Source organism: Streptomyces sp. NPDC059169, assembly GCF_042755225.1.
Taxonomy (GTDB): Bacteria; Actinomycetota; Actinomycetes; order Streptomycetales; family Streptomycetaceae; genus Streptomyces.
On record NZ_JBHZCF010000011.1, the window covers coordinates 210,339 to 222,063 of the forward strand.

The following is an 11,725-nucleotide window of genomic DNA, read 5'->3' on the forward strand; positions in this document are numbered from 1 at the left end:
CCGTCGGTGCCGTCAGCCCGCGATGTCGGCGTAGCCCTCGATGTCGTGCGGGTCGCGGGTACCCGGGCCGACGTACCGGGCGGACGGGCGCACCAGCCGCCCGGTGCGCTTCTGCTCCAGGATGTGGGCGGACCAGCCGGCGGTGCGGGCGCAGGTGAACATCGACGTGAACATGTGGGCCGGCACCTCGGCGAAGTCCAGCATGATCGCGGCCCAGAACTCCACGTTGGTCGCCAGCACCCGGTCGGGACGACGGTTGTGCAACTCCTCCAGAGCGGCCTTCTCCAGCGCCTCCGCGATCTCGAAGCGCGGGGCGCCCAGCTCCTTCGCGGTGCGGCGCAGCACCCGGGCCCGCGGGTCCTCCGCCCGGTAGACCCGGTGGCCGAAGCCCATCAGGCGCTCGCCCTTGTCCAGGGCCTTCTTCACGTACGCGACCGCGTCACCGGTGCGCTCGATCTCCTCGATCATGCCGAGGACGCGGGACGGTGCACCGCCGTGCAGCGGTCCGGACATGGCACCGACCGCGCCGGACAGGGCGGCAGCCACGTCGGCGCCGGTCGAGGCGATGACCCGGGCCGTGAACGTCGAGGCGTTCATGCCGTGCTCGGCCGCCGACGTCCAGTACGCGTCCACGGCCTTCACGTGCTTGGGGTCGGGCTCACCGCGCCAGCGGATCATGAAGCGCTCGACCACGGACTCGGCCTTGTCGATCTCCCGCTGCGGCACCATGGGCAGACCCTGGCCGCGCGCGCTCTGCGCCACGTACGACAGGGCCATCACCGCGGCCCGCGCGAGGTCGTCGCGCGCCTGTGCCTCGTCGATGTCGAGCAGCGGCCTGAGGCCCCACACGGGCGCCAGCATCGCCAGCGCCGACTGCACGTCGACGCGGATGTCGCCGGAGTGCACCGGGATCGGGAACGGCTCCGCGGCGGGCAGGCCGGGATTGAAGGCCCCGTCGACCAGCAGCCCCCACACGTTGCCGAACGAGACGTGACCCACGAGGTCCTCGATGTCGACACCGCGGTAGCGGAGCGCGCCGCCCTCCTTGTCGGGTTCGGCGATCTCCGTCTCGAACGCGATGACTCCTTCGAGTCCGGGTACGAAGTCGGACATCAGGCGGCTCCTCGTGAGTGTCGGTCGGGTCGCACCGGCGGTCGTCCCGGATAGGTCACCCCGGTGATGCCCCGCGCGGCGGGTGGTCACCCCATCCGCGTCGTAGGGAGGCCACAGTGGCCCAGCGGATGATTTTGGCCGGTCCCACTGGTGCGGGGAAGCGTGACATCCGGCACAGTCCGCCGTCCGGTCCAGGAGGATTAGCGGCACTCCGTGCCGGGCAGACTCGGCTGCTGCGGCAGGATGACCCACGTGACCGACGCCCTCGATCCCGCCGCCATGCGCGAGCAGTACCGCTCGACGCCCCTCGACGAGGCGGACCTGCCAGCCGATCCCATGGAGCAGTTCGTCCACTGGTTCAAGGACGCCGCGGCCGGCCACCTCCACGAGCCGAACGCCATGATCGTGTCCACGGCCGCCGCCGACGGCCGCCCGTCGTCCCGGACCGTGCTGCTGAAGCACTTCGATGACGACGGCTTCGTCTTCTACACCAACTACGCGTCCCGCAAGGGCCGCGAGCTGGACGCCAACCCCCACGTCTCGCTGCTCTTCCCCTGGCACCCGCTGGCCCGTCAGGTCATCGTCACCGGCGCGGCCGCCCGCGTCGGGCAGGAGGAGACGGCCCTGTACTTCCGCACCCGACCGCGCGGCTCCCAGCTGGGCGCTTGGGCGAGTGCCCAGTCCTCCGTGATCGGTACCCGCGCCGAACTCCTCCGCCGCTACGAGGAGTTCGCCGCCCGCTACCCGGCGGGCGAACGGGTTCCGGTGCCGCCGGACTGGGGTGGGTACCGGGTCACCCCGGAGACGGTCGAGTTCTGGCAGGGGCACGAGAACCGACTGCACGACCGGCTGCGGTACGTGCGCACCGGAAGCGGGACCTGGCGCATCGAGCGCCTCTGCCCGTAGGCGCGGTGCGGTCGGGTCGCCGGGGGCGGCTGACGCGGTGACGTGGTCCGGGGCCGCCCGCAGCGCCCTCGGGGCGGTCGCGGGCGTGGCGGCGGCCCGGCGCCGACGCGGCGCGCACACGGGCCCGCCCCGAGGCCGCCGGGAACGCAGAAACCCGCGGGCTCTGGTCTCCTCCGAGGAGGAAGCCGGCCGGACGTACCGGCGAGCCCGCGGGTCGGTGACTGCATGGGATTGGCCGGCGACGAGCCGGCACCGCACGGAGTGCGACGACGGGCCGCTAGCCCGCAGTCACCTCACGCGTCCGGTTTGCATACATCTGCCGAACCACCTCCCTTCTCGTGTGCCCCACACACTAGGAACCCGTGCGGCACGGCACAACCGATATTTCTCCGACTTTCCCCGGTGCTCCCGTCGCGCCGGGAGCAGGCCCGTACCCATCTCACGGAAATTCTCAGGAGCAACGATTTCTGGGAAATTCATGTGTCCTGTGTCACGTTCCAGTTGAATGATCGGGGTGCCGCGCACGAGCGGCACTGGTCGAGGACACGTCCTGCAGGGGGTGCCAGGATGAGTGCTTCCAGGAGTGAGGCCACGAGCGCGCTGGGACCGGACGAGCCGGAGCGGGACGGCCCCGGGTCGGATCTGCTCGCGGCGCTGCTGGACGGGATGGACGCCGCGCTGTGCGCGTTCGACGCGGACGGGGTGATCACGCACTGGAACCGGGAGGCGGAACGGATCCTGGGCTGGTCGGCCGAGGAGGCCGTCGGACGGCACGGCTTCGCGGGGTGGGCGGTGCGGACCGCGGACGCCGACGAGGTGCAGGGCCGGCTGATGGCCGCGATGCACACCCCCGGGCGGCAGGTCCACGAGTTCGCGTTGCTGCGGAAGGACGGCGGCCGGGTGCTCGTCCGTACCCAGTCCGCCGAGGTCCGAGGGGCAGACGGCAAGCCCGCCGGGGTGTACTGCGCGTTCAGCGAGGTGCACGCGCAGATCGACCTGGAGCGGTCCATCGCCCTGAGCGAGGCCCTGTTCGAGGACGCCTCGTGGGGCGTCGTGCTGGTGGACGTTGACCTGCGCCCGGCGGTCGTCAACGCCCGTGCCGCGAAGACGCTGGGCACCAGGCGCACCGCGCTCCTCGGACGGCCGCTCGGTGAGCTGGTCGTGCAGGGCGTGGAGGAGTTGGAGGGAGCGCTGCACCACGTGCTCGCCGACGGAGCGCCGGGCGCACCCGCCGAACTGTGGGTGACGGTGCGCACGGGCGAGGGCGAGCGGCGCAGGTGCCTGCGCAGCGGCTTCCTGCGTCTGGCGTCGCCGCTGGCGGAGGAACCGGTGCCGCTCGGTGTGGGCTGGTTGTTCCAGGACGTGACCGACGCGAAGCTCGCGGAGCAGGGCGCGGACCGGATGCGGTTCCGGTTCAGCCAGCTGCACCGTGCCGCCCGGGCGGCTGCGGAGTGCGAGGACCCGGTGGACGCGGCGACGGCGCAGGTGGACTTCGCACTGGCGGGATTCGCGGACCACGCGCTGGTGGACGTGGTGTCGGAGCGGGGCGAACGGCTGGTACGGACTGCCGCGACCCCGTCCGGCGCGCCGGGTCCGGTCGCCCGCGTGACCGGGGCGGGGGTCCCGCTGCGCTACCCGCAGGGGCACCCCGCGCTGCAGGCGCTGGACCGGATCGGATCCGTCCGGGCGAGCGCGGGCGAGGGCGGCGCCGAGGCGTGGGCGGCGGAGCGGCTCTGGCCCCGGGACGCGGCGCACGGGCTCTGCACGGTCCTGCGCAGCCGGGGCCGGACACTGGGCGTCCTCACGTTCCTGCGGTCGTCGAACCGGCCGGCGTTCGAACCCGTGGACACGGTGTACGCGGAGAGCGTGGCGATGCACGTGGCGGGGGCGCTGGACCTGGCACGAGCACAGGGAGGCTGAGGTGGGGGTGGCGGCCCCGTGCCCCGTTCGGGGCGGGCCCGTGGGGCGGTGCCGCGGCGGCGAGCGGGCGTACCCGGGCTGACGGGGCGTTTCCCGGGGGCCGGCCCGGCCGGACGGGAGCCCGGCGGTGCGCGGGGGAGTCCTGGCCCGCCTGCGGGTGGGGCCGTGCCGTCGACCGCGGCCGGGGCCTCAGTGCTGGAAGAAGATCCGGTCGCCGTACTCCGCCATCACGCGGGCGTTCCACTCGAGCCCGCCGTCCACGTTCCCGGACCTCAGGAGGGGCGGTTCGACGCCGCGCTCGGCGAGCTCGCCCGCCGCCGCCGCCATCGTCGCCTGCATCAGGGCGCTGGTCACCACCGTCGATGCGGGCGCGAACGGCGCCTCGATCCCCTTCGCGGTGAGCTCCGCGTCGCCCACCCCGATCTTGGAGTCGAGGACGACGTCGCAGTGGTCCTTCAGGAAGGTGCCGGAGGAATGGCATGACCGGGTCCGCGCTGCGTAGGCCACCGACGTCACACCGATGACCTTGATGCCGAGGGTGCGCGCGTGCAGGGCCATCTCCACGGGGAGGGCGTTGCGCCCGGACAAGGAGATGACGATCAGCACGTCCCCGGCCCGTGCGGGACTCGCGTCCAGGACGGCGCGGGCGAGGCCGCCCACACGCTCCAGCGCGGAGCCGAGGGTGGCGGGTCTGACGTCGACGCCGACCGTGCCGGGCACGGCGAGCAGGTTCATCAGCGCGAGTCCGCCCGCCCGGTAGACGACGTCCTGGGCGGCGAGCGAGGAGTGGCCGGCCCCGAAGGCGAAGAGACGGCCGCCCGCGGCGACCGTGTCGGCGATGGTGGCGCCGGCCGCGGCGATGTGCGTGGACTCCTCGTCGCGCACCCGCTCCAGCAGGCCGATCGCTGCGTCGAAGAACCGTCCGGCCAGCGTGTTCTCGCCCATGAGCGGAGCCTTCCCGTCGGTCACGCGTCGTGTCGCGGATCACGTTGCGGTCTGGACCATTGCCCTGTCAATACGGCCTTGTGGCGGGCAGGGCCCGGTTGTCCGTCCCATGCGTCAGAATTGAGCCAGGGCCAGCGCACGATTTCATCGAGGGGCACGTATGTCCGGACTGATCGACACCACGGAGATGTACCTCCGCACCATCCTCGAGCTGGAAGAGGAAGGCGTGGTCCCGATGCGCGCCCGCATCGCGGAGCGGCTCGACCAGAGCGGCCCCACGGTCAGCCAGACCGTGGCGCGGATGGAGCGCGACGGGCTGGTGACCGTCGCGGGCGACCGACACCTGGAGCTCACCGACGAGGGCCGCCGGCTGGCGACCCGGGTGATGCGCAAGCACCGGCTGGCCGAGTGCCTCCTGGTCGATGTGATCGGTCTGGAGTGGGAACAGGTGCACGCCGAGGCGTGCCGCTGGGAGCACGTGATGAGCGAGGCGGTGGAGCGTCGCGTGATGGAGCTGCTGCGCCACCCCACGGAGTCCCCTTACGGCAACCCGATCCCGGGGCTCGAGGAGTTGGGCGAGAAGGCGGAGGCCGACCCGTTCCTGGACGACGGCATGGTCAGCCTGGCCGAGCTCGACGCGGGGACGGAGGGCAAGACCGTCGTGGTCCGCCGGATCGGCGAGCCCATCCAGACGGACGCCCAGCTGATGTACACGCTGCGGCGCGCGGGGGTGCAGCCCGGTTCCGTGGTGAGCGTGACGGAGTCGGCCGGCGGTGTGCTCGTGGGCAGCGGCGGCGAGGCCGCTGAGCTGGAGTCGGACGTGGCGTCGCACGTCTTCGTGGCGAAGCGCTGACCCGCGCGTACCGACGCGGGACCGGTATCGCCCACCATGCGTGCCGCGCCCGCACCGCGCATGCGGTGCGGGCGTGCGTCGTGCGCACGGCGTGAGACCGGCGCAAGCCCCCTCGGATCGTGCTTTCCGGCCGGAATCGCAGCGGCGCGGCGGATCGCGTGCCACGCTGTGGCTGAGGCACATGACCGGGTTGGGCCGGGGCGCGCCCCGTCGGTCGGGGAGGGGGCAAGGGCATGCACCGCTCGAACGTGTCCTCGTACCTGCTCGGGAGGTGGCTCGCTCCGTCGTTCCGTGACCGTGGCGGCCCGAGCGAGGAGGCTTCGCGCCCGCAGGCGAAGGGGCCCCACCCTCAGGGGGAAGGCCCCGGCACCCAAGGGCACCGGGGCCTGTCCTCCCCTTTGCTGACCCAGAGCCCCGAGCTCCCAGGGTCATTCCCCACGGGCCTGTTTCCCCGAGCGGCCCGCCTCCCGCTGAAGATCTCCCCTCGGCGGCGCGCATCAATCCTTGAGAGGCGTCACTCGTACGAGGGGTGTTGGACGGCGAATCCTGGTTTTCGAATAGAGGTTCGATAGTCTGGCGGGGTTCGATCACCTCGGAGAGCTCGGACATCCACAAGGGAAGAAGAAGGGGGTGCCAGGACCATGGTGCGGCGCATCGACGTGACCGGAGCGGGCGGTGTCCGTCTCGCTGCCTGGGAGTTCGCAGAAACGCCCAAGGGGATCGGTGAAGCCGATCATCGTGCACCGGGGGTATTACTGCTCCACGGGCTGATGGGGCGTGCGTCCCATTGGGCCGCCACCGCGCGCTGGCTCGCCGAGCGGCACCGCGCGGTCGCCCTCGACCAGCGCGGTCACGGCCGGAGCGGGCGACCGGTCGACGGATCGTTCGCCCGCGAGGCGTACGTCGCGGACGCCGCGGCCGCCGTCGAGCAGCTGGGCCTCGCCCCCGTCACCCTCATCGGCCACTCCATGGGCGCCCTCACTGCCTGGCAGCTCGCCGCAGAACGCCCCGACCTCGTCCAGGCCCTGGTTGTCTGCGACATGCGAGCCTCCGCGCTGGGAGCGGCCTCCCAGCGCGAATGGGAGGACTGGTTCCGCAGCTGGCCGTTGCCCTTCGCGACCCTCGCGGACGTTCGCAAGTGGTTCGGTGAGGACGACCCCAGGGTGGAGCGCCCGAATCCCGCGCGCGGCGAGTTCTTCGCGGAGGTGATGGCCGAGGGGGCGGACGGTTGGCGCCCGCTGTTCTCCCGCGCTCAGATGCTCACCTCGCGCGAGACCTGGGTGCACGACGCCCACTGGGACTCGCTCGCCCAGGTTCGGTGTCCCACCCTCGTGGTCCGCGGGATCGACGGCGAGCTGGGCCGTGCGGAGGCCCAGGAAATGGTCCGCGTTCTGCCCCGCGGCCAGTACGCGGAAGTCGCGGACGCCGGCCACCTGGTCCACTACGACCAGCCCGAGGCATGGCGTGCGGCGATCGAGCCGTTCCTGGACGGTGTGCTGACGGCGTGACGCGTCCCGGGCGGAGTCACCGCCCTGGGCGCCGTCAAGACGTGCGCCGCGCGGGAGGGCGTCCGCGTCGAGCGGGGCTCGCGGTGTGCCCCGTCCGCGGTGCCGAGCCGAACGGAGCGCAGGGGAGCGCGAGCGGGAAGGGTGGGGCGAGCCGGAGCGGCGGACCGGGAGCCGCCGTCATCCGACCCGGTCCGCCGCGGTGGCGGTGGTTCAGAAGGAGAAGACCACGCTGCCCGCCAGGTTCTCCCGCATCTCGCATGCATTGCCGTACGTGGCCGACCAGTCGACCCACTTGCCCTGCCAGACCCCGCTCGCGGTGACCGTCACCGGGTCCCACTGGCGCGTGCAGGGGTGCTTGGGCTTGCTCGCCAGGGCATCGAAATCACCGTTCACCGCTGTCAGTTCGTCGCATGCGGCACGGGGGGCGGGGTGAGTGCCGCTCGGGGTGGGCGCGCAGTTCAGGGTCGCGGCACGCTCCATCGTCGCCGTCGCGGGTGCGTCGCCCCTGCCGATCGCGAGCACCATCGCCGACGGCGCGTAGAGGCTGGTGGGCTCGGCGGCCTCAGCGTGTGCCACGCCCGCGGCGAGGGTGCCGGTGAGGACGAGGGTGGCCGCGGAGGCCGTCGCGCCGAGTGTGTTGAGCATGTAACGCATGGGTGAAATCCCCTTTGCCGTGAGTGCGATTGCGCTGGGGAGTCTTGCTGATGCGGACAGTGATCGCACATCGATCCCTCATTTCCGGCCGCATACGGTCAATGATTGCCGATCGAATGGTCGTTCGGCCTGTTCGGCGCCGGTGCGGTCGCGCCCTGACGGGGCGTCCAGTATGTGGACGACGGAGGGTGGTAGAAGCACCAACAATCGTTTGACCTGCTGCTCTTTAAGAGTGACTGCCCCTTGAGGGGGTGGCTCAAGCGGTCGTTCGGCCGGAATGCGGCGCTTCTCCGGTCGATGGCACTCGTGTTCGCGCGCGATGCGCGAATATCGCCGATGTGCGCCTTCGCGTACAGTGAACGCCCTCTTCAGGAACTGTTCATTCGGCGGTCGGGCGGGGGCCACGGCCGGGCGAGGACCTCCGTGTCGTACACAAGACCTTCACGATCGAATCAATGGAGCGGCTTCCTGGCGCTCCTGCCGCACCCGCACTGCCACCCGCACCGTGGGCGTGGCCGTGGGCGTGGCCGTGGCCGTGACCGCGCCCACGGCCCGGAGGCCGGACGACGCCGCCTCGGCGCGAACGCTGTGCGGGTGTGCCTCGCAGACCGAGGACCCCAGGTGCCGTCGGCGGAGGGATAGGGATACGGACATGATCGGTGCCGTCGCGGCACCGACGCTCACCCCTTGCTGACCGCCGTCAGGACTTCCGGCAGTCGCCCGGCCAACCGCGGAGCAGCGAGCCGAAGCCCACCCCACATCAGGAGACCGCCGTACGCGATGCCCAGCGGCAGCAGGCTCCACAACGCGGACTCGGCACTGGCGGCGTTCAGCCAGATCGTGAGCGCGATCACCGGGGAGCACAGCAGTGCGGAGGCGATCATCCCGCCGAAGATGGAGATCCACACGAGACCGGCCTGGCCCGGAGCCACGTTCTTGTAGCCGCTGTTCTGCGGGATCGAGTAGGGGAAGCGCACGGACGCCACCGCGCCCGTCCCCATCATCGCCCCGAGCAGGGCCAGGGCCACCCCGAGTGCCTCCGGCAGGGCCCGCTGGTCGTGCAGGACCGCCGCCGTGGCGAGCGTGACCACGACCGTGAACGGGACGGTGATCAGCAGCGACGCCAGGGCGCGGGCACGTAGTTCGAGATACGCGTCCCGCGGAGTCGAGATCGTCTGCGCCACCATCCAGAACGCGGACGTGTCCTGACCGAACTGGTTGTACATCTGGATGCCGAGCATGCCAGCGGCGAAGCACGCGAAGTAGATCGAGCCGGTGCCCTGGAGCGCGTTGAAGATCGGCACGATCAAGCCGATCACCAGCGCCGTCACCCACGCCGCCTTGGTCTTCGGGTCGCGCCAGATGTACCGCAGGGTGCGCTGCATGACCGGGCCGGTGCGCCCGCGGGGGAGCAGACGGTCCAGACCGGTGGAGGAGGACCTGCGGGTCTTCTCCGAGGCGGCCGCGAGGGTCGATCCGTCGGGCGACGTCATGAGCCGGGTGAGGAGGCGTTGCCAGGCGTACAGGAGGGCGGCGAGCGCGGCCAGTGAAGTGGCGAGTTGCGCGGCGGCCGTCGCGTACGAACCCTTGCTCGCCGCGTCGACCGCATCGAGCGCCGACGCCGGCGGGATCCAGCGCACCACCGACACCGCGGGCCTCAACGCCGCCAGACCGCCCGCGGCACCGAGCCGCTGCATGCCGAAGTTCACGAACTGGATGCCGACCGCGATCACCAGACCGCTCAGCACGGCCAGATCGCGCCCCTTGCGGCTCGTCAGCAGACGGATGTTGGCGGCGGCCACCACCCGGGAGAGTCCGATGCAGACCAACAGGGTCAGGGGGACCGCGACGACCGCCGTCAGCACCGCAGCCGCCCCGTGGGCGAGGGCGAGCGCACCGCCCACGGCCAGGCACAGGGTGAACAGCGGCCCGATCCCGACCAGCGAGGCGATCAGCAGTGCCCGCACCAGGGGGGCCGGACGCAGGGGCAGCATCACCAGCCGGGTCGGATCCAGGGTCTCGTCACCGCTCGGGAAGAAGAGGGGCATGAACGCCCAGCCCACGGCCAACAGGAAGACCGGCAGCACGACCAGGGGGGCCGCGTTCGCCGAGCCGCGCAGCAGGACGAATCCGAAGACCTGCCCCGCGGCGATCAGCAGCGTCACCACCAGGGACGCGATGAATGCCGCCCTCCGGCCCGACGACTGCCGCAGGCCGTTGGCGAGCAGCGACAGTTTGAGCCGCACGAAGACGGGGACGAGGGAGTTCGTCATCGTGAACCGCCGCCCAGCCAGTCGAGCGATTTGCCGGCGTCCCGGCCGCTCGCTCCGACGAGTTCCAGGAACGCGTCCTGCAGCGACGTCGCGGAACCCCGCACCTCCTCGAGCGTCCCCTGTGCCCGGATCCGGCCGGCCGCCATCACCGCGACCCAGTCGCACAGCGACTCCACCAGCTCCATCACGTGACTGGAGAAGACGACCGTCGCCCCGGACGCGGTGTACCGCTCCAGCACGCCGCGGATCGTCTGGGCCGAGACCGGGTCGACGCCCTCGAAAGGCTCGTCCAGGAAGAGCACCTGCGGGTTGTGCAGCAGTGCCGCCGCGAGGCCGATCTTCTTGCGCATGCCGGTCGAGTAGTCGACCACCAGCTTGTGTTGGGACCCGGCCAGGTCCAGGACGTCCAGCAGCTGGGTGGCCCGCTGGTCGACCTCTTCACCGGGCAGCCCCCGCAACCGGCCGGTGTACGCGAGCAGTTCCCGCCCGGACAGGCGCTCGAAGAGCCGCAGTCCTTCGGGCAGCACGCCGATCCGGGCCTTCACCTCGACGGGATCGCGCCAGACGTCGTGGCCGGCAACCTCCACCCGGCCCTGGTCGGGGCGGAGCAGCCCCGTCACCATCGAGAGCGTCGTGGTCTTACCGGCACCGTTCGGGCCGACCAGACCAATGAACTTGCCCGCTGGCAGAACCAGGTCGATGCCGGCGACCGCGATCTGATCGCCGAATCGCTTCCACAGCCCTTCCACGCGTACGGCGGGCGGTGTTCCGTCCGCCGTGGCGCGCGCTCCGTACTCCGTCTGGTCCGGCATGGTCGGATGCCTCCCCTTGTCCCCGTTGCTCTTGGGAACAACCTTACGAGTGACGGGTCCGTCGGGCCGCGGCCTCCCGTCCGCACGCGTAGGCCAACGGGCTGATGAGCTCCGCCGCATCGGGAAGCCAACGGTTGGCGCTCGTCGGCCTGCGCACCCACTGCACTGCGCCCTGACCGCCGACCCGGGTCGGCGGCGCCGCGATGTACTGGCCCTCGCCGCGTACCACCAGGTCGATCGAACGGGGCGCCCAACCCAGCTTCCGCGCCAGGTCAACGACCTTCGTGGCGGCTCCCGGCAGTACGAGGAACTGCATGCGGCGGTCCGGCGTGCAGGTCACCGGCCCCAGGGGCACGGCCATCCGCTCCATCCGGGCGAGCGCGAGGAAGCCGGCGGACTCCGGTACGTCCAGCGCGTCGAACGTCCGGCCCGTGGGGAGGAGGATCGATGCCCTTGGGTGCTGCCCCCACAACCGGCGGGCGCCGACCGAGCTCCCCGTCGCCTGCGTCGACCAGTCGGGCCGTGCCGGGTGTGCACCCGGCGCCACGCACACCGCCGAACCGCACGAGCACCTCTCCGTGCCGGCCACGGCCTCCAGCCAGGTGCCGGGGAACACGTCCCAGCGGCGCTCCTCCACGTAGTGGACCGCGCCGTCCAGCATCTGCTCGCCGCGCTGCTGGGGGATGTGGGCGGCTGTCACGACGCCGACGGAGTCTCCCGCCGACTCTTCGATGGTCTCTT

At 71.7% G+C, this 11,725-nt stretch carries 10 protein-coding genes; 4 read left to right on the forward strand and 6 right to left on the reverse strand.

All coding sequences use genetic code 11. From position 1 onward, the window contains the following. Window positions 1–12: 12 nt before the first annotated feature. Window positions 13–1,113 (reverse strand): citrate synthase 2, encoded by a 1,101-nt coding sequence (locus ACFXOM_RS21795; protein ID WP_384941788.1) that lies wholly within the window; start codon window positions 1,111–1,113, stop codon window positions 13–15. Between the two features lie 279 nt (window positions 1,114–1,392). On the opposite strand from ACFXOM_RS21795, the gene pdxH reads away from it, so the two are divergent. Together pdxH and ACFXOM_RS21805 are read left to right on the forward strand one after the other, a co-directional pair. Continuing rightward, the gene (gene pdxH / locus ACFXOM_RS21800; RefSeq protein ID WP_384941803.1) at window positions 1,393–2,019 is read left to right on the forward strand and encodes a pyridoxamine 5'-phosphate oxidase; all 627 of its coding nucleotides are present in this window, start codon (window positions 1,393–1,395) and stop codon (window positions 2,017–2,019) included. A gap of 567 nt (window positions 2,020–2,586) precedes the next feature. Then, window positions 2,587–3,939 carry a PAS domain-containing protein gene (locus tag ACFXOM_RS21805; protein WP_384941790.1) on the forward strand — a complete coding sequence of 451 codons (1,353 nt, stop codon included), beginning with the start codon at window positions 2,587–2,589 and terminating at the stop codon, window positions 3,937–3,939. A 189-nt stretch (window positions 3,940–4,128) separates the two neighbouring features. On the opposite strand, the gene ACFXOM_RS21810 is transcribed toward ACFXOM_RS21805, so the two are convergent. Beyond that, window positions 4,129–4,884, reverse strand: coding sequence for an SIS domain-containing protein (locus ACFXOM_RS21810; protein WP_384944532.1), 756 nt, complete (start codon window positions 4,882–4,884; stop codon window positions 4,129–4,131). Between the two features lie 160 nt (window positions 4,885–5,044). Between ACFXOM_RS21810 and ACFXOM_RS21815 the strand changes: the two genes are divergently transcribed. After that, window positions 5,045–5,737, forward strand: a complete 693-nt coding sequence (locus tag ACFXOM_RS21815; RefSeq protein ID WP_384941793.1) for a metal-dependent transcriptional regulator — start codon at window positions 5,045–5,047, stop codon at window positions 5,735–5,737. A gap of 641 nt (window positions 5,738–6,378) precedes the next feature. Next, the gene (locus tag ACFXOM_RS21820) at window positions 6,379–7,245 is read left to right on the forward strand and encodes an alpha/beta fold hydrolase (RefSeq protein ID WP_385038871.1); all 867 of its coding nucleotides are present in this window, start codon (window positions 6,379–6,381) and stop codon (window positions 7,243–7,245) included. Window positions 7,246–7,455: 210 nt separating this feature from the next. Here the strand turns inward: ACFXOM_RS21820 and ACFXOM_RS21825 are convergent, their stop codons facing one another. From ACFXOM_RS21825 to ACFXOM_RS21840, 4 genes are all read right to left on the reverse strand, one after another. Continuing rightward, window positions 7,456–7,899, reverse strand: a complete 444-nt coding sequence (locus ACFXOM_RS21825) for a subtilase-type protease inhibitor (RefSeq protein ID WP_385038873.1) — start codon at window positions 7,897–7,899, stop codon at window positions 7,456–7,458. Window positions 7,900–8,579: 680 nt separating this feature from the next. After that, window positions 8,580–10,172 carry a transporter gene (locus ACFXOM_RS21830; protein WP_384941798.1) on the reverse strand — a complete coding sequence of 531 codons (1,593 nt, stop codon included), beginning with the start codon at window positions 10,170–10,172 and terminating at the stop codon, window positions 8,580–8,582. Then, window positions 10,169–10,984 carry an ABC transporter ATP-binding protein gene (locus tag ACFXOM_RS21835; RefSeq protein WP_384941800.1) on the reverse strand — a complete coding sequence of 272 codons (816 nt, stop codon included), beginning with the start codon at window positions 10,982–10,984 and terminating at the stop codon, window positions 10,169–10,171. The genes ACFXOM_RS21830 and ACFXOM_RS21835 overlap by 4 nt, the downstream gene beginning before the upstream one ends. Before the next feature lie 43 nt (window positions 10,985–11,027). Next, window positions 11,028–11,645, reverse strand: coding sequence for a bifunctional DNA primase/polymerase (locus ACFXOM_RS21840; protein ID WP_384941805.1), 618 nt, complete (start codon window positions 11,643–11,645; stop codon window positions 11,028–11,030). Window positions 11,646–11,725 lie beyond the last annotated feature (80 nt).